Here is a 22848-nt window from a genome sequence, read left to right on the forward strand (position 1 = left end):
TCCCCGTGCAGGACAGCCCCGCGGAGACCTCCACCCCGCCCAGCGCCCCCGAGCTCCGGGAGACCGCGTTCACGCGGGCGCTGGGCATCATCGCGGACATCGACATCCCCGCGGGATGCGCCCTCGCAGCCACGGGGTCGCTGGCCCGTGGCGAACTCACCCCGCAGTCGGACATCGACCTGATGCTCCTGCACACCGGTCCGCCACCGGCGGAGGCCGCCGACATCTGGTACCCCGTCTGGGACGCCCACATCCGTCTCGACCACTCCGTCCGCACCCCGGACGACTGCGTGAACATCGTCGCGGAGGACACCACCGCGGCGCTCGGGCTGCTCGATCTGTGCCACCTCGCGGGCGACGAGGACCTCGTCGCCGACGCCCGCCGCAGGGTCCTGCAGCAGTGGCGCCGCACCCTGCCGAAACGCTTCAACCACATCACCGACACGGCCATCGACAGGTGGCGCCGGTCGGGATCCGTGGTCGCCATGACCCACCCGGACCTCAAGCACGGACGGGGTGGGTTGCGGGACGGGGAACTCATCGCGGCCCTCGCCCTGGGCAACCTGTGCGACGCTCCACCGCTGGCTGAGCAGCGCGGCCTGCTGCTCGACATCCGCACCCTGCTCCACGACGAGGCCCGCCGCCCGCGGGACGTCCTCGACCCCGAGTTCGCCCACGACATCGCGCTCCGGCTCGGCTATCCCGACCGCTACGAACTCGCCCGCGCCATCGCGCGTGCCGCCCGTGCCACCGACGACGCCCTGACCGATGCCCTGGCCACAGCGCGCTCGATTCTCCCGACCCCGGGCGGCATCCGCCGGACCCCGCGCCGCCCACTGGACGTGGACGTCGTCGACGGGGGCGGATACATCACCCTCTCCCGCGACCCGGACATGGATGATCCCTGTCTGGTGCTGAGGGTCGCGGCGGCGGCCGCCCGGACCGGGCTGACCGTACCGGACGCGGTCTGGGACCGGCTGCGACGGGTTCCCGCGCTCCCGGACCCCTGGCCGGCCCACGCCGCCGACGACTTCGTGGCGCTGCTCGCGTCCCCCGAGCACACGGAAACCATCATCGACGGCATGGACCGGCACGGCCTGTGGACCCCCCTCGTCCCCGAGTGGTCCCGCATCAGGGGACTCATGCCGCGGGAACGCAGTCACGTGCACACCATCGACCGGCACCTGATCGCCACGGTCCGTCTGTGCGCCGAATCCACGGTGGACGTGCCGCGACCGGATCTGCTGCTGCTCACCGCACTCATCCACGACATCGGCAAGGGAGCCTCCCGGCCGCACTCACAGGTGGGCGCGGAGATCATCACCCGGATGACCGCGCGGATGGGCCTCGGGTTCCGGGACCGGTGCTGCGCCCAGACCGTCGTCGCCCAGCACACGACACTGATGAAGTTCGCGCTGCGCCGGGACCCCACCGATCCGGAGACGGTCCGCGCGCTGCTCGACGCGGTCGGCTACGACCTGCTCACCCTCGATCTGCTGCAGCAGCTCACCCGCGCCGACGCCCTGTCCACCGGTCCCGGTGTGTGGACCGCGCGCGTGGAACAGGCCGTGAACCTCCTCGCGGCAGGTGCGCGCCGGGCCCTGACCGCTGTTGTCCCGACCCGTCCCTTCGTCACCGCCCCGACACCACTCGGGCTGACGGCACGGGACAACGGTGAACTCCGGGTGCACTGGCGTGGCGCCTACCAACGGGAGATCGTCCGGGTGCTCGCGCTCATCGCCGCGAAGGAATGGAACATCCAGGGCTCCCGCATGGTGACCGACGCCTCCGACGGCACCTGCCGGGCGGAATTCGATGTCCGGCCCCGGGCGGTGAAACGCCCCGACGACATCGATGAACGGGCTTTCATCCAGGCCTACGCCTCAGGTGTGTTCTCCACCCTGCCGGAGGTCCGCCCCGCGGCGACGGCGACCGCATGGACCGGCCGGACCCTCGAGGTCCGCACCATCGACCGGCCCGGCGTGATCGGTGCGGTGATGAGTGTCCTGCCCGACATCGACTGGATGGAGGCCGCCACACCCGGGGCGACGATGGTCGCCCGCTTCCGGCTGCGGGGCGGTGCCGCCGACCGTGCCGGGATCGAACGGGACGTCAACCGGGTGCTCAACGCCGCCTGACGCGGCCCACCGCGACCGGTCACCTGCAGGTAGGGTGCCATGGTCGCGTGGGCTACCATGGTGAAACTACCAGTGTTGTCGAGCCGCCCAATAGGGGAGTGGAACGTGTTTGAGTCTCTGTCTGACCGGTTGACCGGAGCCCTGAAGGGGCTGCGGGGCAAAGGCAAGCTGAGTGAAGCCGACATCGCCGCCACCGCGCGCGAGATCCGGCTCGCCCTGCTCGAGGCCGACGTCTCCCTGCCCGTCGTCCGCGGCTTCGTCAGGCGCATCAAGGAACGCGCCGCGGGTGCGGAGGTCTCCGAGGCCCTCAACCCGGCGCAGCAGGTCATCAAGATCGTCAACGAGGAGCTCGTCGGCATCCTCGGCGGTGAGACCCGTCGTCTCCAGCTGGCGAAGACCCCGCCGACCGTCATCATGCTCGCCGGCCTGCAGGGTGCCGGTAAGACCACCCTCGCAGGCAAGCTCGCCCACCACCTCGGCAAGCAGGGGCACACCCCGATACTCGTGGCCTGCGACCTCCAACGCCCGGGCGCCGTCCAGCAGCTGCAGATCGTCGCCGAGCGCGCCGGGGTGCCCTGTTTCGCCCCGGACCCCGGGACCGCCGTGGACTCCTCCGACCACGAGATGGGCACCTCCCACGGTGATCCCGTCGACGTCGCCCGTCGCGGTATCGAGGAAGCCCGGGCGAAGCAGCACGATATCGTCATCGTCGACACCGCCGGTCGCCTCGGCATCGACGAGACCCTGATGACGCAGGCCCGCGACATCCGCGACGCCGTCGACCCGGACGAGGTCCTCTTCGTCATAGACTCCATGATCGGTCAGGACGCCGTCCAGACCGCCGAAGCCTTCCGCGACGGTGTCGACTTCACCGGTGTCGTGCTCACCAAGCTCGACGGCGACGCCCGCGGCGGCGCCGCGCTGTCGATCCGTGAGGTCACCGGCAAGCCCATCATGTTCGCCTCCACGGGCGAGAAGCTCGAGGACTTCGACGTCTTCCACCCCGAGCGCATGGCCAGCCGGATCCTCGGCATGGGCGACATGCTCACCCTCATCGAGCAGGCCGAGTCCATGCTCGACCACTCCAAGGCGGAGGCCACGGCCGCGAAGCTCGGCTCCGGGGAACTCACCCTCGAGGACTTCCTCGACCAGATGCTGATGATCCGCCGGATGGGTCCCATCGGAAACCTGCTGAAGATGCTGCCCGGCGGCAAGCAGATGAATGAGATGGCCGACATGGTCGACGAGAAGCAGCTCGACCGCATCCAGGCCATCATCCGGGGCATGACGCCCGCGGAGCGCGCCAACCCGAAGATCCTCAACGCCTCCCGGCGTAAACGTATCGCCGCCGGCTCGGGTGTCACCGTCTCCGAGGTGAACCAGCTCGTCGAGCGCTTCTTCGAGGCGAAGAAGATGATGGGTCAGATGGCCGGCCAGTTCGGCATGCCGGGCATGGGCCGGAAGGCGACGAAGAAGAAGCCCAAGGGCCGCAGGAAGAAGAACGGCAAGCGCAAGCCCCCGAAGAAGGGGCCCTCGCAGCCGCAGATGCCGGGTGGTGTGCCCGGTGGCATGCCGGGAATGCCGGGGATGGGTGGCGCGGGCATGCCGGGCATGGAGGAACTGCAGGCGCTGCAGGAGCAGATGGGCGGCGGCAAGCTGCCAGGGCTCGGCGGGCTGGGTAAACTCCCCGGAATGCCGAAGATGCCCAAGGGGATGGAGAACATCGACCTCGACAACCTGGACTTCGGTCAGGGCGGGAAGAAGAAGTAGGGCACCGGCCCACCGGGGATCAGAACAGGGTGGTCTGGTCCTCCGGCGCGGGCGGTGAACCGAAACGGCGTCTCGCCGCGCGTTCGGTCACTCCGAGGTGCGCGGCGATCTGCCCCCAGGACGCGCCGGACCGCACCGCACGGCTGACGGACTGCCGCAGTCGCTCGACGGCCTCGGCCTCCTCGATACTGGCCTGCTGGACCCGGAGGAGATCGCGGGCCGCACGTTGACTGGTGTTCATGTCACCCAACCCTGCCAGAGAATCGGGTGGAAACCGTTGAGACGCGCCCGGTCCTGGCCGGGATCGTTGGATCCTTTCCCGGACAGCTGGTACAATTTTCCAGGTTGTCGAAGCGGCGGACCCCGTCGCTGAACCACCGGTGGCCCGGAGCCCGGATCTCTCCCGGGATGACTGGGAGAACCTCCCGGTTGACCGGGGATTTCACCGGTGGTCCACGGCAACGAGCAAGAGACCTTCCTGCGTAACACCGTCCCCGACCCCGGTCGGCCGGTGGTCACGCGCAGGTTAAATCCAAGGGTTGAACCGGCCCGCTGATCCGGCGGGCGTCTGTACTGCCCGGTGACCGAACAACAAGAAGGAGCCTCACATGGCCGTCAAGATCAAGCTGCAGCGTCTCGGTAAGATCCGCACCCCGCACTACCGTATCGTCGTCGCCGACGCCCGGACCCGCCGTTCCGGCAAGGTCATCGAGAACATCGGCATCTACGAGCCGAAGTCCGATCCCTCCGTCATCAAGATCGACTCGGAGCGGGCACAGCACTGGCTCTCCGTCGGCGCTCAGCCGACCGAGCCGGTTCTCGCACTGCTCAAGGTGACCGGCGACTGGCAGAAGTTCAAGGGCCTGCCGGGTGCCGAGGGCACCCTGCGCGTCGCCGAGCCGAAGCCGAGCAAACTGGACCTGTTCAACGCCGCGCTCGCCGAGGCGAACGAGGGCCCCTCCGCCGAGGCCATCACGGAGAAGAAGCGCAAGTCCCGCGCAGAGAAGGAAGAGGCAGCCAAGAAGGCCGCCGCTGACGAGGTCAAGGCCGAGGACGAGGCCGAGGAGAAGTCCGAGGAAGCCGCAGCGGAGTAGTTCTGCTCGAGTTCTCTGTTCCGCTCCGGCGGGATCCGGGGAAGCCCGTGGTCACCGAACATCGGTGACCACGGGCTTCCCCGTGTATCCGGGCTATGGCCGGGGAGCTGCCGCGACTCCGGCGGCAGATCCGCCGTGGGAACCTCCGGGGTGCAACCATCGTGGGCGAGGGCCACGGGATCGGACCGACACGTCCGCGGGAGGCCGCTGACCGAACCGTGGTGGGCGCCGACGGCGCCCGGAATTCCGTTCACACGGGGATGTGGTCCGACGACCGGTTACCACCCGACCCGCCGCGGGAGGACCGAACCCTGTTCTCCGGTCCGCGGGGATCTGCCCCGTACACCCGCGCAGGGTGTCGTCCGGGCCGCAGACGAATTTCCCGTGGTGTCGACCGAGTCCGTTCGCCCACTCCCCGGGGCTCCGGGTAGTCAGGTGTACTCGGGAAACATCAGACGGTGGACAGCCTGCGGGGTTTGTTGCCGGTGCTGTGGATTCAGCGGACGTCGACGAACTTCGCCGTGATCCACTTCTTCGCCGCGATCAGCAGGACACCGAGGATCACCGAGACGACACCGATGACGATGAAGAAGGTGCGCTCAGAGGAGGCGTCCTCAGGGTGGTAGTAGCCGGCGAGGCTACCGGCCAGAGCCGTGCCGGTCGCGAGGGACATCATCCAGACGGCGAACATCCGGGACGGATAGGCCTCCGGTGCGAGCTTGGTGGCCAGTGAGTTACCGATGGGGGACAGGAGGAGTTCCGCCATGGTGAACAGGAACAGGATCCAGATGATGGCGTAGAGGGGTGTGGAGTTCGGTCCACCGCCGGCGAACGGCAGGAAGAAGAACAGGGAGAGACCGATGATGACGTTGGCGACACCGAACTTCACGGGACTCGACCACTGCCGGTCGCCCAGTTTCGTCCATACGGTGGCGAAGACGACGGAGAACAGGATGATGAAGGCCGGGTTGATGGACTGGACCGTTTCGGGTGCGAGCTCGACACCGAAGATCGTCCGGTTGAGCCGCGTCTCGGAGAAGATGGCGATGACGGTGAACTGCTGCTGGAAGATTCCGAAGAACAGCGATCCCGAGATGAAGATCGGGATGAAGCCGATGAGCCGGGATTTCTCTGTGGCGGTGGTGAGCGGGGAGAAGTACATCTGGCACCAGAGCACGACAGCCGCGATGAGGGCGACGACCGTGACGATGTTGGACAGCCACTGGACCTTCACGGTTCCGGTGCTGACGAGCAGGACACAGGCGCCGACGAGAACGACGGCACCCCCGAACCACAGGGGGTACTTCCGACTGGGCAGAGGATTCGGGACATCGTGACCGGCGGCACCGATGGTCATTCCCCGCATGAGCATGTACTGGGTCAGACCGACGGCCATACCCACCGCGGCGAGACCGAAGCCCCAGTGGAACCCGTTGGTGACGCGCAACCATCCGGTGAGAATCGGCCCCGCGAGAGCACCGATGTTGACGCCGAGGTAGAAGATCGAGAAACCGGCGTCACGGCGTGTGTCGGTCCGGGAGTACAACTGCCCCAGCACCACCGATGCATTGGTCTTGACGCCACCGGATCCCAGCGCGATGGCGATGAGACCGATGGCGAGGCCGATGACGCCGGGGAGCACCGCGAGGGAGATGTGCCCCAGCATGACCAGTACCGCGGACCAGAAGAGTGTCCGTTCGGATCCGAGGAAACGGTCGGCCACCAGAGCTGCGGCGAGTGCGGCCATGTACACGAGACCGCCGTAGGCGCCGATGATGGACGTGGCCTGGGCCTTGTCCATGCCGAGCCCGCCTTCGCCCACGGAGAAGTACATGTAGTACACGAGGATGGCCTGCATGCCGTAGAAGCTGAAACGCTCCCACATCTCCACACCGAAGAGGTTGGCCAGGCCCCATGGCTGGCCGAAGAAGGTCTTCTCTCTTGCCGGTCCGCCGACCTGCTGTGAGCTAGTCATGTCCTCCATTATGCGTGTTACCTCGCTTCCCCCACTAGGTGGGCCGTGTGTCGCCGCCTGCTCGCCTGACCTGAGGTGCCCCGGACGAGCCCCGTTCCTTCCTCACGTACCCGATACACCGGTGGAGCGACGCAGTGGTGGCTGAAGACATCTACCCGGTCATCACCGGGGAACAGCGCTCCTCGGTCATCCGCGCGTGTCCACGGCTGTACCCTGTCTGCATGACCATACTCACCCTGCGTGATCTCGGCGCCGCCCATGGCGCGCGTTCCCTGTTCGAGCATCTCGACCTCGTGGTCGCGGACGGGCAGCGGTGGGGGCTGACGGGACCGAACGGAGCCGGTAAATCCACTCTTCTCGCCGTCTGCGCGGATACGGACACCGGTGCCGAGATCACCGGTGAGCGCCTGCTCTCACCGCCCGATGCGACCGTGGGGCTCCTCGAGCAGGAGGTGGAACGTGAGGAGGAGGGCGTTCGCGCCTTCATCGCCAGGCGCACCGGTGTGACCGGTGCCCTGGAACGGATGGACGCTCTCGCCGAGGCGCTGGCCACCGGGGACGACGCCACCGGTGACGCCTACAGTGCCGCACTCCAGGAATGGCTCGATCTCGGGGGTGCGGACTTCGACGAAAGGTACGAGCGCGTCGCGGAGCGCCTCGGGCTGGATGTCGCCCCCGACCTGCCCATGGCGGCACTTTCCGGAGGTCAGGCGGCGCGCGCCAATCTGGCGGTGATCCTGCTCGCCGGACACGACATCCTGCTGCTCGATGAACCCACCAACGACCTCGATCTCGCGGGTCTGGAGATCCTGGAGGACTTCGTCGCCTCCGATCACCGGCCCATGATGATAGTCAGCCACGACCGTGAGTTCCTCTCCCGCACCGTGACCGGCGTGGTGGAACTGGACTCGGTGCAGCGCCAGATCACCGTCTACGACGGCGGTTGGGAGTCCTTCCTCGTCGAACGTGAGCGGGCGCGGGAGCGTGCCCGGGAGGAATACGAGGAATACGCCGACAAGGTCGGGGCCCTGAAGGACCGGGTCCAGACCCAGAAGACCTGGTTGGACAAGGGAACGAAGAACGCGATCCGGAAATCCACCGACAACGACAAACACATCAGACATCGCGCCGGGCAGCGCAGTGAGAAGCAGGCGGGGAAGATCGCCCAGTCCGAACGTGCCCTCGACCGGCTCGAGGAAGTGGAGGAACCGCGGAAGGAATGGGTGCTGCAGATGGACATCGCGGCGGCACCCCGCTCCGGGGACGTCGTGGCGACGTTGGACGGCGCCGTGGTGGATCTCGGTGACTTCCGGCTCGGCCCCGTCGATCTCCAGATCAGCTACGGGGACAGGATCCTCATCACCGGCGCCAACGGTTCGGGCAAATCCACGCTGCTCGGCCTGCTCACCGATCCATCCGCACTCGGGTCCGGTGTCCGACTCGGACGCATCGACCAGGCACGCGAGGTGTTCCGCGGTACCGAACCACTCGTCGACGTGTTCGGTGCGCACGAACCCGATCTCGCCACCGCGGAGCTACGGACCCTGCTCGCCAAGTTCGGCCTCACCGGCGACCACGTCCACCGCGCCTGCGACTCCCTCTCTCCGGGGGAGCGGACCCGCGCCGCCCTCGCACTGCTGCAGGTGCGCGGAACCAACCTCCTCGTGCTCGACGAGCCGAGCAACCACCTGGACCTCCCGGCCATCGAACAGCTGGAGCAGGCGGTCGAGAGTTTCCCCGGTACCGTCCTGCTCGTGACCCACGACCGCAGAATGCGGGATACGTTCCGGGCGACCCGGGTACTGGAGGTGTCCGGCGGACAGGTCCGGGAACGGCACTGAGCCCCGGTGCGGACACCGGGGCTAAATTGGGGGCCGTCCTCCCTCGCGATGGTGGATCAGTGCCGTTCGCCGGTGAGCATGTGCAGCAGAAGGATGCTGCGTTCCCCGGCGGCGTCGGCGGGACAGTCGACGCGGTGCACGACGTGGTCGTCCAGGTGCAGGACGGTTCCGGGTTTCATCCGTACCGTCTCTTCGCCGCAGGTGAAGTCGAGCGTCCCCGTGAGACACTGCACTGTGATGGGGTGGGCGGCCTTGTGGTCGTTGAGCCGCTGCCCCGGGGCGAAGCTGAAGGTGATGATGTTCGCCCCGTTGCCCTCCAGGATCCGCTTCACGGCCGGGACCCTGCGGTCGGGGTTGGCGTCCGCAGCCTCCTCGACGAGGTCCAGCACCGTCATTGTTCCGGTGGTCTCATGTTCGGGCTCGCCGAAGGTGTCCGGCTGGTTGACCGGGATCTCCATGTTCCTGTCACTTCCTCTCGAGCACCATACCGATGGCGTTCAGGTTGTCGGCGTAGGTGGTGAACGTGCGGCGCATCGTCATCACCCGCTTACGGATCTCGGGCTGGCGGAGGACGTTGAAGATGATCTTCAGGGTCCGTGGCAGGCCCTCATCAGCGACCATACGCTTCGGCTCGAGCAGCGCCATCGGGGCATGGTAGACATCCACGACCCGGAAACCGGCCTCCTCCGCCAGGGCCGTCCACTCCTCCGTGGTGAGGGGGCGCGCGTTGACCTTGATGGCGCGGGCCAGATCCTTCTGGATGCGGTTCTTGATCACCGGATCCAGGTTGTCCGGGTGCAGACCGAGCTCGTGGATGCCGTACCGGCCGCCGGGGCGCAGGATCCGGTGCGCCTCCCGCATGATCTCCAGCTTGTGTCTGTCGGTCTGCATCGTCAGCATCGCCTCGCCGATGACGACATCGGCGGACCCGGCCTCGAGGTTCGTCTCCTTCGCGGAACCGAGCTGCATCCGGAAGTCGGGGTCATCCTGCGGGAGCTTGGAACCGGTGATCGCGCAGGCGTCCGCGTCCGCGTCGACACCGACGTAGCTGGACGGCTTCCGGGCGAGCAGCTCCGCGGCCGTCACCCCGAGGCCCGGGGCGAACTCCACGACAGCGTGGCCCTCGACGGGCAGGTGGTTGATCACCCACTCCGTGGTCTCACGTCCACCGGGGCGCAGGACCTTCTTCCCGACCCTGGCGAGCAGCCAGTGTCCGGGGGCCTTGCCTGCCTCCCGGTCGCTCGCGGGAAGAGGAGTGCTGGTGTTCTGCGGCTTCTCGGCCGGCTTCTGGGACATGGTGTTCTCCTGACAGCGGGGGAAAGAGCGTACACAAGCAAGCCTAATCAAACATCGTCCACATTCCCGGATGTTCGGGTGCCTGTTCCGGGTCGGTTAGGATCATTGGCCATGGAGAATGTGGAGCTGTTGGTCGGACGCGTGGTGAAGTCCCACGGAATCAGGGGCGAGGTCTCGGTGGAGGTGACCACCGATGAACCGGAGGCACGCTTCGTCGTCGGTGAGGTGCTCACCGGTCGCCAGGGTGGGCGCGAGCACCAACTCACCATTGATTCGGTGCGCGGGCACCAGAACCGGCTGCTGATCAAGTTCGCGGAGATCGCCGACCGGAACGCCGCCGACTCGCTGCGCGGCACCCGGTTCTTCGGGGCCCCCCGCGAATCGGAGCCCGGTGAGGAGGGCTTCTACGACCACGAGCTCGAGGGCCTGCGCATCGTGCAGGACGGAGCGGAGATCGGCGAGGTCACCGGCGTCCTGCACGGCCCCGCCGGGGAGACGCTCGAGGTCCGACTGGACACGGGCAAGGACGTGCTCATCCCCTTCGTCCACGCCATCGTCCCCGACGTCGACCTCGGGTCGGGGACCGCCACGATCACCCCGCCGGAAGGGCTGCTGGACCTGTGAGCGGGCTGCGCATCGACGTCGCGACGATCTTCCCCGCCTATCTCGATCCCCTGCGGCACGCCCTGCTGGGCAAGGCCATCGAACGCGGGATCCTCTCCGTCGGCGTCCACGATCTGCGCGACTGGGCCACGGACGTGCACCGCTCCGTCGACGGCCCGCCCTACGGCGGCGGCCCCGGAATGGTGATGAAACCCACTGTGTGGGGTCCGGCACTCGACGACATCGCGGCCGGAACCGGCCCCGCCGCGGTCGCCGACAGACTCGACTCCGCCCAGCCCCACGTCGACCGCCCCCGGCACGACGACCTGTCGGGCGCGGACTTCACCGGCTACGACACCCGGCGTGACGTCCGCGACGGGGAGGACGGCACCGCCCCGCTGCTCATCGTCCCGACCCCCGCCGGTGCGCCCTTCACCCAGGAGATGGCTCGCGCCTGGTCCCACGAGGACCACATCGTCTTCGCCTGCGGCAGGTACGAGGGCATAGACCAACGGGTGGTCGATGACGCCGCACACCGTTACCGGGTGCGTGAGGTCTCCATCGGGGACTACGTGCTCATCGGTGGCGAGGTGGCGGTCCTCGTCATGGCGGAAGCCATCGTCCGGCTGATCCCCGGGGTCCTCGGCAACGCCGAGAGCCACGTGGACGACAGCTTCTCCGACGGGCTGCTCGAGGGCCCGAGTTACACGAAACCCCGCGAGTGGCGCGGGCTCGAGGTCCCCGAGGTGCTGATCGGCGGCAACCACGCCCACGTCGACGCCTGGCGGCGGGAGCGGTCACTGCTCCGTACCGCGGACCGGCGCCCCGAACTCATCGAGAAACTACGACTGGAGAACGCCCTGAACACCGACGACGAGAAGATCCTCGCGGATACCGCACCACGGCCCGTGTCCACCGACCTGAATCTGCTGATCACACCGGGGGAGTGGCGGAAGATCTCGCGGAAGCTGGGCCGGGGTCTCGAGCGCGCCGGCTACCTGGAGGCCACCGTGCACGCCGAGGAGATCTCGCTGTCCTGCGAGCCGGAGAACATGCTCGTCGCCCAGTTCATGCAGGCCGAGGGTCACGCACCGACCTCCGAGGTGCTGCACCGCGTGATCGTCAACGGGGTCTCGGCCCTCGATCTCCGGGCCGTCACGAAGGCCGTCGTCGCCCAACTGCCGGAAGACACCTACTGGTACGGCACCTCCGGGGAGGGCCACACCGAGCCCGGCTCGGGCGCCGCCTGCGCCTGGAGACCCTAGCTCTCCTTCTCCTCCCGGAGGGCGTCGAGGTATCCCTGGATGAGCCCCGCCCCGGTGTCGGCGTCATCGACGGTGACGGCGAAATCGGCCGCGGTCCGGCGGGAGAGCACGATCGCCGGCCCGCCGCGCAGGACGAGGGCGGTACCGCGTGCGCTCAGGCGCCAGCCCCAGCCGCCCCATTCGCGGGGGTCGAGGTCGATCGCACGGACCCCGGTGATCTTCTCGTGGGGGATCGTGGAACGGATGAGTCCCGGCCACAGCGACCAGGTCAGACCACGGTGGTCGACGCGCACCCGGACCCGGGTGAACATCAGTCCGACGACGACGAGAACGACGCCCGAGCCGATCATCACCCGGTCCGTGCCACCGGTGTCGTCCGGGATCAGCAGGCCGATGACGGTGAACACGGCGCCGATGCCCACCGTCACCGCGATCAGCCACGGGCGGGCGGTCGCGTGGCCGAACCACACGGCGCGCCGGGACCCGGAGACCGGCACCACCGCGGCGACCCGCTCCCCGTCGGATTCCTTCGGCACGGGCGTCGCCGCCCGAGCCAGCAGCGCCCCGACCGCCACAGACAGCACCAGGAACAGCAGGACCTCGATCGCGGGAAGCCGGACATCCTGCGGTGAGAAGGCCGCGAGATTGACGTGGACGGTCCGGATCTCCAGTGCGCCCATGAAGGTCGCGGTGAATCCCGCGCAGCCGGCGAGAAACCGCTGGCGGGTTCCGGCCAACGCGCCCATCAGTGCCGCGGTTCCGATGGTCGTAACGCCGACCACCGGGAGGAACGCGGTGGGAGGCATGAAGCCGTCGGGGGTTCCGTCGAGGGCGAAGTGCGTCGCCAGTTCGCCCCGGTGCCCCTGCAACATGACGGCGGCGATCACGGTGAGGGTGACGGCGATGAGCAGCGGTACCCCGAGGGCGAGGATCCGGAAGCGGGTCGCGGGATTCATGGCTGGGCTCCGTTCTGGGTCATCCGGTGACGCCGCGCGCGGCGAGGGACGCGGTGAGCTGGTCGAGGGAGACACCCGACTCCCTGGCGAGGTGGGCGAGGGTGTCCAGGGCGTTCTCCACGGCGGTGGTTCGCTCGGGCGGTCGGAGCACCGTGGCGCCCTTTCCCCGGCGCAGCTCCACCAGGCCCCGGTCGCGGAGCTGGCGGTAGGCGCGCAGCACCGTGTTCCGGTTGAGATCGAGTGCCTCGGCGAGCTCCCCGGCCGACGGCAGCCTTGCGCCCGCGGGTGTATCCCCGTCGGTGATCGACCGGGTCAGCGCCGCGACGAGCTGGGTGTAGACGGGCACCGGTGACGAGGTGTCCAGGGTGATCAGCACGTGGTCCTCCCGGAAGAATGAAGAACTGATAGTGCTAATCAAACTAGCACCATCCGAAGGGGTGTCAAGAGCCCCGGCACCGGCCACTAGACTGGAGCGAATGATCATCTCCACCATCGCCCGTGAACTCGGAGTCCCGGAAGCCCACGTCCGGGCCACCGTCGCCCTCCTCGATGAAGGCAACACCGTGCCCTTCATCGCCCGCTACCGGAAGGAGGCCACCGGTGGCCTGGACGACACCCAGCTCCGGCAACTGGAGGAGCGGCTCGGCTACCTGCGCGAGCTCGAGGACCGCAAAGCCACCATCCTCGCCGCGATCGAGGAGCAGGGGAAGCTCACCGACGACCTCCGGGCGCTCATCGCCGCCTGCGAATCAAAGGCCCGCCTCGAGGACCTCTACCTGCCGTTCAAGAAGCGCCGCAAGACCAAGGCCGACACCGCGCGGGAAGCCGGCCTCGAACCCCTCGTCGACACGCTCACCACCGAACAGGGCACCGACGCCGATGCGGCCGCCGCCGGCTACATCTGCGAGGGCTTCGAGGACACGAAGAAGGTGCTCGACGGGGCGCGCGCCATCCTCATCGACCGGTTCGCCACCGACGCCGACCTCGTCGGCGAGGTCCGCGAGGAGATGTACCGCCGCGGACGCATGTCCGCCACCGTCGTCGAGGGTAAGGAACAGGAGGGCGCGAAATTCAAGGACTACTTCGAGTTCTCCGAGCCCTTCACCCGGCTGCCCAGCCACCGGATCCTCGCCCTGCTGCGCGGGGAGAAGGAGGGCGTGCTGCACCTCGACCTCGACGCCGGCGACGACGAGTTCTACCAGGGACTCATCGCCGACCGCTTCGACCTCGACGTCACCGCCTCCACCTGGCTCGCCGATGCCGTCCGCTGGGGCTGGCGCACCAGGCTCTACGTCTCCTCCGGACTCGACGTCCGCATGCGCCTCAAGGAACACGCCGAAGCCGGCGCCCTCGACGTCTTCGCCACCAACCTCCGCGACGTCCTGCTCGCCGCGCCCGCCGGCCAACGCGCCACCCTCGGCCTCGACCCCGGCTACCGCAACGGCGTGAAGACCGCTGTCGTGGACCCCACCGGCAAGGTCCTGGCCACCACCATCATCCACCCGCACCAGCCGCAGAACCGGTGGGACAGCGCCGTGCGCGAACTCGCCGACCTGTGCGCCACCCACGGCGTCGAACTCATCGCCGTCGGCAACGGCACCGCCAGCCGGGAGACCGAGAAACTCTCCCACCAGGTCGCGGACCTCCTGGCCAGGGCCGGTGGGCGCAAGCCCACCACCGTCGTCGTCAGTGAATCAGGCGCCTCCGTCTACTCCGCGAGCAGCCTCGCCGCCGCCGAGTTCCCCGACATGGACGTCTCCCTGCGTGGCGCGGTGTCCATCGCCCGCAGGCTCCAGGACCCGCTCGCCGAGCTCGTCAAGATCGACCCCAAATCCATCGGTGTCGGCCAGTACCAGCACGACGTCAACCAGACGCAGCTCGCCCGCACCCTCGACGGAGTCGTCGAGGACGCCGTCAACGCCGTCGGCGTGGACCTCAACACCGCCTCCGCGCCGCTGCTCACCCGCGTCGCCGGGATCAGCTCCACGCTGGCCGACAACATCGTCGGCTGGCGCGACGAGCACGGCCGCTTCCCCTCCCGCCGCGCCCTCAAGGACGTGCCCAGGCTCGGCCCCAAGGCCTTCCAGCAGTGCGCCGGCTTCCTCCGCATCACCGGCGGCGAGGACCCCCTCGACGCCTCCGCCGTCCACCCCGAGGCCTACCCCGTCGTCCGCCGCATCGCGAAAGCGACCGGACTCGGCGTCTCCGACCTCATCGGTAACTCCCGGGTCCTCGGGTCCCTGAACCCGGCCGACTTCACCGACGACAATTTCGGCCTGCCCACCGTCACAGACATCATCGCCGAACTCGACAAACCGGGTCGCGACCCCCGGCCCGAGTTCACCACGGCGACATTCAGGGAGGGTGTGGAGAAGATCTCCGACCTGACCCCGGGCATGATCCTCGAGGGCACCGTCACCAACGTCGCGGCCTTCGGCGCGTTCGTCGACGTCGGCGTCCACCAGGACGGACTCGTCCACGTCTCCGCCATGTCCACGAAGTTCGTCGAGGACCCGCACACCGTCGTCCGCTCCGGACAGGTCGTCAAGGTCAAGGTGATGGAGGTCGATGTCGACCGCAAACGCATCGGGCTCTCCCTACGGCTCGACGACGAACCAGGTGCCCCCGCACCGAAACCGCAGCGCGGCGGCGCAGGTGGCGGCACCCGGAACAGTGGCAACCGTGGCGGCCGGAAGGGACGCGGCGGGGGACAGGGCGCCCGCGGCAACGCCGGCGGCAGACCCTCCCCCGGTGGGTCACTCGCGGACGCGCTGAAGAAGGCCGGCTTCGGGAACTGAGACGCCCCGGGTCAGTTCGCCGGCTAGCTCGGCTCTCCCGGGATCACGTCACCCGGCCACGCCTTCACCCCGCCCTCCAGCCCGACGGTCCGCCGGACCCCGGCATCCCGCAGACGCTCGATCGCCTCGCGGGACCGGGAACCGCTGCGGCAGTAGACGGCGTAGTCGGTGTCCTCGTTCAGATGCCCGGCGAGCGCGTCGAAATCGTCGGCGTTGACGTCGAGGAGCAGGGCCCCCGGGATGTGTCCCTCGCGGTACTCCTCCGGGGTCCGCACATCGAGGACCGTCGCACCGGAATCAACTGCCGCCGCGAACTCGGCGGGGGAGACGTGCCCGCCGTCGAATTCCGGGACCCGGGTGGTCGACGTCGATGCGCCCGCCGATCCGGTCGACGTCACCGTAGTGGCGGCGTCGTTCTCCGGGGCATCGCCCCCTCCGGCACAGGACGCCAGCAGTGTCGAGCCGAGGACGAGAACGCAGATCATCTTCTTCATGCATCCGATCATGCCCCATGTGCTCCCGCACCGGTGTGCCGCGCGCCCGGCAGGAGCGCCGTGGACCGGCGCGGGCGGTGTCCGTCGCGGGTTTGTGAACGCGCGCTGATGGTGGCATACTTGGGCAGTTGTCATACCGGGTGTGTCCCGGTGACGACGCACATGTACCGGGCACGAACCGGCCGAGCGCCCGATCTGAGTGGGAAGAGCCGCCAGGGTCCTCTGTCCAGCACCAGAAGCTAAGGAATCAACACATGAATATTCTCGACAAGGTCGATGCCGCACAGCTGCGCGACGACGTCCCGGACTTCCGCGCCGGCGACACGGTCAACGTGCACGTGAAGGTCATCGAGGGCGAAAAGTCCCGTATCCAGGTCTTCAAGGGTGTCGTCATCCGTCGCCAGAACGGTGGCATCCGCGAGACCTTCACCGTCCGTAAGGTCTCCTTCGGCATCGGTGTGGAGCGTACCTTCCCGGTCCACTCCCCGAACATCGACCACATCGAGGTACTGACCCGCGGTGACGTGCGTCGTGCCAAGCTGTACTACCTGCGCAACCTGCGCGGCAAGGCAGCCAAGATCAAGGAGAAGCGCTGACCCACACCCGACAGGCGCTGACGCGCCGTCGGATGCAGCCTCGACCACCTCACCTCCCGCTCCGGCGGGAGGGCCGGGGTGGTTTTCCTTTTCCCGGACCACGATTCCCCGGATACGCTGCTCCGATGAATGCGGCGGTGGTGCTGGTAACGTGGTCCGACGTGAACGAACCGACGAACCCCACACCCGCCTCCGATCGGACACCGCACGAGATCGAGGAGACGGAAGTACACGGCCACACGGAGAACACCACAGATCCCGTAGACGAACCCCGCGGCCAGAAGAAGAGCGCCTACCCGTGGTACGTCGAGATCCCCGTGGTCGTCGTCCTCACCCTGGTCGTTGTGGCGATCATGCAGCTGTTCGTCGGCCGGATCTACCTGATCCCCTCGCAGTCCATGGAACCCACCCTGCACGGCTGTGAGGGGTGCACCGGCGACCGGATCGCCGTGGACAAACTGACCTACCGGTTCAGCGACCCCAAACCCGGCGACGTCGTCGTGTTCAAGGGGACGGACTCCTGGAACTCCCAGTTCACCACGCACCGCTCCGAGAACGCCGCCATCCGTGGCCTGCAGAACCTCGGCTCCTACGTCGGACTCGTCGCCCCCGACGAGAACACGCTGGTCAAGCGGATCATCGCCACCGGCGGACAGACCATCGAATGCCAGGCGGGCGACCCCGGAGTCATGGTCGACGGCAAGAAGGTCGACGACTCCTTCATCCAGCGGCCCCCGACCTACCCCATCGACGAACGAACCGGCTCCGTCGAGTGCGGCGGCGCGTTCTTCGGCCCGATCACCGTCCCCGCGGGCAACATCTTCGTGATGGGCGACAACCGCACCAACTCCGCGGACTCCCGCTACCACCTGGGTGACCAGTTCCAGGGCACCATCCCCGAGGAGAACATCCGCGGCAAGGTGCAGGCCATCATCCTGCCGATCAGCCGCATCGGCCTCGTCGACGATCCCGACATCCAGAACTGACCGTCGTGGCGGTGAACACCGTGCGCCGGATCCGGATCCGGCGGATGCCCCACGCCCGGACCCTCGAGCACACCCTCGACAAACACGGTCTCGGACCCGTCGCCGGTGTCGATGAGGCCGGGCGGGGCGCCTGCGCCGGACCGATCTCCATAGCGGCGTGCGTGCTCCCGGACCGGCCCATCCCCGAACTCGAACGCCTCACCGACTCGAAGAAGCTCAGTCCCGCGCTCCGCGCCCGCCTCGCACCGCTGATCAAGGACACCGCACTGGCGTGGTCGGTCGTGCTCATCGACGCCGCCGACATCGACCGCTGGGGCATCCAGCACGCCAACATCTCCGGAATGCGCCGCGCGGTCGCCCAGCTCGCCACCCCGCCCGGATACGTCCTCACCGACGCCATGCGGGTCCCCGGCTTCGGGGCACCCAGCCTGCCGATCATCGGTGGCGACGCCGCAGCCCGGTGCATCGCCGCAGCCAGCGTCCTGGCGAAACAGACCCGCGACGAGATCATGGTCGAACTCGACCGAACGCACCCCGGCTACGGTTTCGCCGGACACAAGGGGTACGGAACCTCCGCGCACATGGACGCGGTGCGCCGCCACGGCGCAAGCCCCGTCCACCGCTACACTTACGCCAATGTGGCCACGGCACACCGACAGTGGTGCGCCGGGTCAGCGTCAGCTGTCACACGCGGCCCCGAGGAGGTCTGGCACGAATGAGCGCCGAGGAACTGGAGAACTATGAGGCAGAGGTCGAACTGTCGCTGTACCGCGAGTACCGGGACGTCGTCAGCCAGTTCTCCTACGTCGTCGAGACCGAGCGCCGCTTCTACCTCGCCAACGCCGTGGAACTCATCCCGCGCAACGCCAACGGCGAGGTGTACTACGAGGTACGCATGTCCGACGCCTGGGTCTGGGACATGTACCGCTCCGCACGTTTCGTGCGCTTCGTCCGCGTGATCACGTTCAAGGACGTCAACATCGAGGAACTCGACAAACCGGAGATGATCATCCCGGAGTGATTCGGGGTCAGCGATTTCGGAGCGGGTTCCGTGGGTCGGGCGGTTTCGGCTTCCGAATTACATCCCGACAGGTTCGCCGGTGCCTTCGTACCGTGGTGCCCGGTAGGGTCGGATCTTTTCAGGGAGCCGGACCGTCGTTTTGTTTCCCGACTCCGATAGTGGACATTTGTTGTACGGTCACGAATCCCTTTGCTTCGTCCCCACGCGTTGTATCCGGTCATCGCTCGGTTCTGATCTGGGAACCGGTGGCGGTAGAAAGATCGCGTGATCGGGTTTCCGACTTCGTAGTCACGCTTAATTCGCCAAAGGGAACCGTCCGGGTGCCGTTGGTGAGGCACCGTCGCTGGCAGCGAAGATTCAGTTGGATCGGCACCGGTTAATGGATTTGAGTCACCAGCGTCGGTAAAGGCCGCAATAGGGGAGGGGCCACCTTCTCGATGAAGTTGGCATCGAGCTGGACGTCAAGGCTGGTTAGATTCTCGTGCATCCGCTCTGGCGTGCTCTCGGTTTCCCGGGGCTGCTATCGGGATACGGGATCGGTAGACGCCGGTCGCAGGGGCTAGCTGTCTCGAATGTCCTCTGCCCTCTGCATCGGCCCTTTCATGTGATTCGCGAGCCCCCGGTGGACAAACTCCGGTTCATGGTGGGTAATGCACAGTGCCCGGCGATGTGGAACCTCCGATGCATGTGTTTCGGGGGACGGTGAGGTCACCCACCGACGGCGCGTCAGGCAACGGGTGGGAGCCCCGTCGTCGATCCTCCGGGAGTCGCCCGAATGTCCATTCCCACACCTGCTGAACTAGGCCGTGCCGGTGAAGAAGCCGCCGCCCGGCACTACGCGTCCAAAGGTGACCGCATCCTCGCCAGGAATATGTCCTGTCCTCAGGGGGAGATCGATCTGATCGTCGAGGCTGCTGACGGAACCGTCGTCTTCGTCGAGGTGAAGACCCGCTCCACGGCGTGGTTCGGTGGGATTGAGGCGATCTCGCCCCGTAAGTTTGCGAGAGTCAAGCGCGCTGCGGCTGTCTGGCTGGCGGAGCATCCCGCGTATTCGGTGCGTTTCGACGCGGTTCTGGTGACCCCGCACGCGGGTCACTGGTCGATCGAGTGCTGGGAGGACATCGACCGTGGCGCTCGGTAGGACCCGCACCGCAGCGGTCAGGGGTGTCACGGCCACCGTCATCGATGTGGAGGTGAGTACCGGACGTGGTCTGCCCGGCATCAGTGTCCTCGGGCTCGGGGACACCGCCGTCAGCGAGGCGCGGGACCGGATCCGTACCGCGTGCCAGAACTTAGGGTTGTCGTGGCCGCGCACCCGGATCGTGGTCAGTCTTTCACCGGCGTCACTGCCGAAATCCGGTTCGGGGTTCGACCTGGCGATGGCGCTCGCGATCCTGAAAGCCGGAGGATCGGTCCCGGCGGACGGCGACCGGTTGGCCTCGACGCTGGTGCTTGGGGAGATCGGTCTCAACGGGGCGATCCGCCCGGTGACGGGGGTCCTGCCGTGTCTGCTCGCGGCCCGCGCGGCGGGACTGACCGGAGCCGTCATTCCCCGGGGTAACGCCGGTGAAGCGGCACTGATTCCGTCGTTTCCCGTCATGATCGCCGATACCCTCGACGAGGTTCTCCGGTGGGCGACCGGCGCCGGTGAGCTGACCGCAGCAGACGATGTTGGATCCGGCGTCGCCGAGCCTCGGGTGAACACGGACTTCGCGGATGTCGTGGGCCAGCCGGAGGCCCGGCTGGCCGCGGAGATCGCCGCGGCCGGTGGCCATCACATGTTGATGATCGGTCCACCCGGCTCCGGGAAGTCCATGATCGCGGCACGTCTCCCGGGGATTCTCCCGCCGTTGACGGAGCGGGAGTGCCTGGCGGCGACCGCCGTGCACTCCGTGGCCGGGCGGACGTTCACCGGTGTCGTGTCCAGGGCTCCGTTCATCGCTCCCCACCACAGTGTCACGCGCGCGGCGCTGCTCGGCGGTGGGGGGAGTCCGCTGCCGGGGGCGGTGAGTCTCGCCCACCACGGTGTCCTCTTCCTCGACGAGGTCAGTGAGATTCCGGCCCGCATCCTGGACTGTCTCCGGACCCCGCTCGACACCGGTGCGGTGCGGATCCTCCGGGCCAGGCGGGACGTGACATTCCCCGCCCGCTTCCAGTTGGTGATGGCCGCCAACCCGTGTCGCTGCGCGTCAGACGATCCCCGTCGGTGCCGGTGCCGTTCCGGGGAGCGGTCGCGGTACCTCAACAATCTCTCCGGGCCGCTGCGGGACAGGATCGACCTCCACGTCAGGACCCGGGCCAGGTCTACGGTCATCACACCCGGGGACGGGGAATCTTCGGAAGTGATCGCCGGACGGGTGGCCGCCGCCCGGGAGCGGGCGGCGGACCGGTGGCGGCGTGCCGGGCTGGATACGATGCTCACCGCCGATGTCAGGGGAACGGTGCTGCGCCGGGAACATCCCGCCGACGATGTGGCCATGGAGCTGCTCGCCGCGCACACGGCGCGGGGCCGGATCAGCCAGCGGCGCGTCGACCGGACCCTCCGGGTCGCCTGGACACTCGCGGATCTGGAGGGCAAGGACATCCCTGATCTGGATCACGTCGCCCGTGCCCTGGGCCACTCCGGCGTAATGGACGATGGTGAGACCGATGCCTGAGAGAATCACGATCAACGACCGATGGTCGGCCCGGCGACACGCGTGGGCCTACCTCTCGCGGGTGATCGAGGGTCCGTCGGCGCCGCTCCAGCAGCTGCTCGCCGAGGACCGTGACGTCGAGGCCATCGCGTACGGGGTCAGGCGGCGGGAGCCGTGGATCGGGCAACTGCTCGGTCAGACGGCTGCCCGGTACCGGACGGACAGCGCCGCGGAGGACCTCCTCACGGCCGACAGGAACGGGGCCCGGCTCATCACCCCGGACGACGCCGAATGGCCGTCCGAACCCCTGGACAGGGCCTTCGGTTTCGTCGGTGCCGCGAGTGACCACGTCGGGCGGGACGGTGGCCGGGATGCCGTGGCACCGCACGCGCTGTGGGCCCGGGGAGGATCAGCTGCGGAGCTGACACATCGGGCGGTCGCCGTCGTCGGCACCCGCGCCATCACCCGTTACGGCTGGGAGGTCACCCGCATGCTCGTGGAGGGCCTCGCGGCGTCCCGGTGGGCGATCGTGTCCGGGGGAGCGCTCGGGGTGGACACCGTGGCACACGAGACCGCACTCGCGAACGGGACTCCCACCATCGTCGTTGCGGCATGCGGCCCGGGACGGACCTACCCGGCCCGAAACGCCGCCCTGTTCGACCGCATCGCCGGTGACGGTGCGCGCGGCGCCGTCCTCTCGGAGTATCCACCCGGTGTCCATCCGGCACGGCACCGGTTCCTCACCAGAAACCGGCTCGTCGCGGCGCTCAGCGGCGGAACCGTCGTGGTGGAGGCGGCCTGGCGTTCCGGCGCGCTCAACACCCTGACCTGGGCGGCGCGGCTCGGTTCGGTGGCGATGGCCGTACCCGGTCCGGTGACGGGGCACGGATCACTCGGGTGTCATGAGCGGATCCGGAACGGGGACGCACAGCTGGTTACGTCGGCTGAACAGATCCGGGAACTGATCGAACCGCTCGGGACCGTCGACGCGCAGGCGCAGTACGAGTTTGCTTTCCCACCCGACAGGATCCAGGCGTTGAGCCGCACGGAACTGAAGGTTTTCGACGCAACCTCCAGTGAGAGCCGTGTCACAGAAGACGTGGCTGCGGAAGCTGGCATCACAGTTTCTCTGGCGGTCCACATACTGGTTGACCTGCAGCAGAAGGGCCTCGTCCAGCGGGACGGAGTGTCGTGGCGGCGGTCCGGTTAGGTGATCGGCGGAAGAAATTTCAGTCAGAGGGTTGCATGATGATGAAGCCGACCCTAAAGTTGCAGAGGCAAGCCTAAGTTACTGCTTCAAGGTTCGGGCTGGTTCCTTGTAGCAACTGCCTCTGAAGCTTCTCACGCACCGGGCGGTGTCCGCACCTCCAAGTCCTGGA

The 22848-nt window shown here is 67.9% G+C and carries 21 protein-coding genes; 14 read left to right on the forward strand and 7 right to left on the reverse strand.

The genetic code is table 11. The features are described 5' to 3' along the window. Positions 1-5 precede the first annotated feature (5 nt). Both KRX55_RS10170 and ffh read left to right on the forward strand, forming a co-directional pair. Positions 6-2138 carry a [protein-PII] uridylyltransferase gene (locus KRX55_RS10170; RefSeq protein WP_218407626.1) on the forward strand — a complete coding sequence of 711 codons (2133 nt, stop codon included), beginning with the start codon at positions 6-8 and terminating at the stop codon, positions 2136-2138. Positions 2139-2243: 105 nt separating this feature from the next. Further along, complete coding sequence (gene ffh / locus KRX55_RS10175; protein ID WP_218407627.1) at positions 2244-3908, forward strand: signal recognition particle protein; 1665 nt, start codon at positions 2244-2246, stop codon at positions 3906-3908. A 19-nt stretch (positions 3909-3927) separates the two neighbouring features. Here the strand turns inward: ffh and KRX55_RS10180 are convergent, their stop codons facing one another. Next, the gene (locus tag KRX55_RS10180; RefSeq protein WP_218407628.1) at positions 3928-4149 is read right to left on the reverse strand and encodes a hypothetical protein; all 222 of its coding nucleotides are present in this window, start codon (positions 4147-4149) and stop codon (positions 3928-3930) included. 367 nt (positions 4150-4516) lie between these two features. Here KRX55_RS10180 and rpsP point away from each other — a divergent pair, with 367 nt between their 5' ends. After that, positions 4517-5002, forward strand: a complete 486-nt coding sequence (gene rpsP / locus KRX55_RS10185; protein WP_218407629.1) for a 30S ribosomal protein S16 — start codon at positions 4517-4519, stop codon at positions 5000-5002. A 496-nt stretch (positions 5003-5498) separates the two neighbouring features. Here the strand turns inward: rpsP and KRX55_RS10190 are convergent, their stop codons facing one another. Beyond that, entirely contained in the window at positions 5499-6977 is a 1479-nt protein-coding gene (locus tag KRX55_RS10190) for a peptide MFS transporter (RefSeq protein ID WP_370625826.1), read from the reverse strand. A 221-nt stretch (positions 6978-7198) separates the two neighbouring features. Between KRX55_RS10190 and KRX55_RS10195 the strand changes: the two genes are divergently transcribed. Beyond that, on the forward strand, positions 7199-8818 hold the full coding sequence (locus KRX55_RS10195) for an ABC-F family ATP-binding cassette domain-containing protein (protein ID WP_218407631.1): 1620 nt from the start codon (positions 7199-7201) through the stop codon (positions 8816-8818). A 56-nt stretch (positions 8819-8874) separates the two neighbouring features. Here the strand turns inward: KRX55_RS10195 and KRX55_RS10200 are convergent, their stop codons facing one another. Continuing rightward, positions 8875-9276 carry a cupin domain-containing protein gene (locus KRX55_RS10200; RefSeq protein ID WP_218407632.1) on the reverse strand — a complete coding sequence of 134 codons (402 nt, stop codon included), beginning with the start codon at positions 9274-9276 and terminating at the stop codon, positions 8875-8877. 7 nt (positions 9277-9283) lie between these two features. Next, positions 9284-10114, reverse strand: coding sequence for a class I SAM-dependent methyltransferase (locus KRX55_RS10205; protein ID WP_218407633.1), 831 nt, complete (start codon positions 10112-10114; stop codon positions 9284-9286). Positions 10115-10225: 111 nt separating this feature from the next. Here KRX55_RS10205 and rimM point away from each other — a divergent pair, with 111 nt between their 5' ends. Then, the gene (gene rimM / locus KRX55_RS10210; RefSeq protein ID WP_218407634.1) at positions 10226-10738 is read left to right on the forward strand and encodes a ribosome maturation factor RimM; all 513 of its coding nucleotides are present in this window, start codon (positions 10226-10228) and stop codon (positions 10736-10738) included. Between the two features lie 5 nt (positions 10739-10743). Beyond that, complete coding sequence (gene trmD, locus KRX55_RS10215) at positions 10744-11982, forward strand: tRNA (guanosine(37)-N1)-methyltransferase TrmD (RefSeq protein ID WP_218407710.1); 1239 nt, start codon at positions 10744-10746, stop codon at positions 11980-11982. Here trmD and KRX55_RS10220 read toward each other — a convergent pair. Continuing rightward, a complete protein-coding gene (locus tag KRX55_RS10220; RefSeq protein ID WP_218407635.1) occupies positions 11979-12938 on the reverse strand; it encodes a hypothetical protein in 960 nt (319 codons plus the stop codon). The two genes, trmD and KRX55_RS10220, sit on opposite strands and share 4 nt — an antisense overlap. Before the next feature lie 19 nt (positions 12939-12957). Further along, positions 12958-13314 carry a GntR family transcriptional regulator gene (locus KRX55_RS10225; protein WP_218407636.1) on the reverse strand — a complete coding sequence of 119 codons (357 nt, stop codon included), beginning with the start codon at positions 13312-13314 and terminating at the stop codon, positions 12958-12960. Between the two features lie 100 nt (positions 13315-13414). Here KRX55_RS10225 and KRX55_RS10230 point away from each other — a divergent pair, with 100 nt between their 5' ends. After that, on the forward strand, positions 13415-15736 hold the full coding sequence (locus KRX55_RS10230; protein WP_218407637.1) for a Tex family protein: 2322 nt from the start codon (positions 13415-13417) through the stop codon (positions 15734-15736). Positions 15737-15759: 23 nt separating this feature from the next. On the opposite strand, the gene KRX55_RS10235 is transcribed toward KRX55_RS10230, so the two are convergent. Beyond that, on the reverse strand, positions 15760-16230 hold the full coding sequence (locus KRX55_RS10235) for a rhodanese-like domain-containing protein (RefSeq protein ID WP_218407638.1): 471 nt from the start codon (positions 16228-16230) through the stop codon (positions 15760-15762). Positions 16231-16484: 254 nt separating this feature from the next. Between KRX55_RS10235 and rplS the strand changes: the two genes are divergently transcribed. From rplS to dprA, 7 genes are all read left to right on the forward strand, one after another. Continuing rightward, positions 16485-16826 carry a 50S ribosomal protein L19 gene (rplS, locus tag KRX55_RS10240; protein WP_218407639.1) on the forward strand — a complete coding sequence of 114 codons (342 nt, stop codon included), beginning with the start codon at positions 16485-16487 and terminating at the stop codon, positions 16824-16826. Positions 16827-16987: 161 nt separating this feature from the next. Then, positions 16988-17812 (forward strand): signal peptidase I, encoded by an 825-nt coding sequence (gene lepB / locus KRX55_RS10245; RefSeq protein ID WP_370625827.1) that lies wholly within the window; start codon positions 16988-16990, stop codon positions 17810-17812. 44 nt (positions 17813-17856) lie between these two features. Further along, a complete protein-coding gene (locus tag KRX55_RS10250) occupies positions 17857-18531 on the forward strand; it encodes a ribonuclease HII (RefSeq protein WP_218407711.1) in 675 nt (224 codons plus the stop codon). Next, on the forward strand, positions 18528-18833 hold the full coding sequence (locus KRX55_RS10255) for a DUF2469 domain-containing protein (protein ID WP_198736179.1): 306 nt from the start codon (positions 18528-18530) through the stop codon (positions 18831-18833). Before KRX55_RS10250 ends, KRX55_RS10255 begins: the two co-directional genes overlap by 4 nt. 775 nt (positions 18834-19608) lie before the next feature. Further along, positions 19609-19974 carry a YraN family protein gene (locus KRX55_RS10260; RefSeq protein ID WP_218407641.1) on the forward strand — a complete coding sequence of 122 codons (366 nt, stop codon included), beginning with the start codon at positions 19609-19611 and terminating at the stop codon, positions 19972-19974. Continuing rightward, on the forward strand, positions 19961-21490 hold the full coding sequence (locus KRX55_RS10265) for a YifB family Mg chelatase-like AAA ATPase (protein ID WP_218407642.1): 1530 nt from the start codon (positions 19961-19963) through the stop codon (positions 21488-21490). Before KRX55_RS10260 ends, KRX55_RS10265 begins: the two co-directional genes overlap by 14 nt. After that, positions 21483-22679 carry a DNA-processing protein DprA gene (gene dprA / locus KRX55_RS10270; protein WP_218407643.1) on the forward strand — a complete coding sequence of 399 codons (1197 nt, stop codon included), beginning with the start codon at positions 21483-21485 and terminating at the stop codon, positions 22677-22679. The genes KRX55_RS10265 and dprA overlap by 8 nt, the downstream gene beginning before the upstream one ends. Positions 22680-22848: the final 169 nt, after the last annotated feature.

It is taken from the genome of Corynebacterium sp. TAE3-ERU16 (assembly GCF_019209935.1).
In the GTDB taxonomy this organism is placed as follows: Bacteria; Actinomycetota; Actinomycetes; order Mycobacteriales; family Mycobacteriaceae; genus Corynebacterium; species Corynebacterium antarcticum.

What these genes read in the sequence shown, in the direction of transcription:
- KRX55_RS10180 (WP_218407628.1), bottom strand. Translation starts at nt 4,149, where the DNA reads ATGAACACCAGTCAACGTGCGGCCCGCGATCTCCTCCGGGTCCAGCAG.
- rpsP (WP_218407629.1), top strand. Translation starts at nt 4,517, where the DNA reads ATGGCCGTCAAGATCAAGCTGCAGCGTCTCGGTAAGATCCGCACCCCG.
- KRX55_RS10190 (WP_370625826.1), bottom strand. Translation starts at nt 6,977, where the DNA reads ATGACTAGCTCACAGCAGGTCGGCGGACCGGCAAGAGAGAAGACCTTC.
- KRX55_RS10195 (WP_218407631.1), top strand. Translation starts at nt 7,199, where the DNA reads ATGACCATACTCACCCTGCGTGATCTCGGCGCCGCCCATGGCGCGCGT.
- KRX55_RS10200 (WP_218407632.1), bottom strand. Translation starts at nt 9,276, where the DNA reads ATGGAGATCCCGGTCAACCAGCCGGACACCTTCGGCGAGCCCGAACAT.
- KRX55_RS10205 (WP_218407633.1), bottom strand. Translation starts at nt 10,114, where the DNA reads ATGTCCCAGAAGCCGGCCGAGAAGCCGCAGAACACCAGCACTCCTCTT.
- rimM (WP_218407634.1), top strand. Translation starts at nt 10,226, where the DNA reads ATGGAGAATGTGGAGCTGTTGGTCGGACGCGTGGTGAAGTCCCACGGA.
- KRX55_RS10220 (WP_218407635.1), bottom strand. Translation starts at nt 12,938, where the DNA reads ATGAATCCCGCGACCCGCTTCCGGATCCTCGCCCTCGGGGTACCGCTG.
- KRX55_RS10230 (WP_218407637.1), top strand. Translation starts at nt 13,415, where the DNA reads ATGATCATCTCCACCATCGCCCGTGAACTCGGAGTCCCGGAAGCCCAC.
- KRX55_RS10235 (WP_218407638.1), bottom strand. Translation starts at nt 16,230, where the DNA reads ATGAAGAAGATGATCTGCGTTCTCGTCCTCGGCTCGACACTGCTGGCG.
- rplS (WP_218407639.1), top strand. Translation starts at nt 16,485, where the DNA reads ATGAATATTCTCGACAAGGTCGATGCCGCACAGCTGCGCGACGACGTC.
- KRX55_RS10250 (WP_218407711.1), top strand. Translation starts at nt 17,857, where the DNA reads ATGCCCCACGCCCGGACCCTCGAGCACACCCTCGACAAACACGGTCTC.
- KRX55_RS10255 (WP_198736179.1), top strand. Translation starts at nt 18,528, where the DNA reads ATGAGCGCCGAGGAACTGGAGAACTATGAGGCAGAGGTCGAACTGTCG.
- KRX55_RS10260 (WP_218407641.1), top strand. Translation starts at nt 19,609, where the DNA reads ATGTCCATTCCCACACCTGCTGAACTAGGCCGTGCCGGTGAAGAAGCC.
- dprA (WP_218407643.1), top strand. Translation starts at nt 21,483, where the DNA reads ATGCCTGAGAGAATCACGATCAACGACCGATGGTCGGCCCGGCGACAC.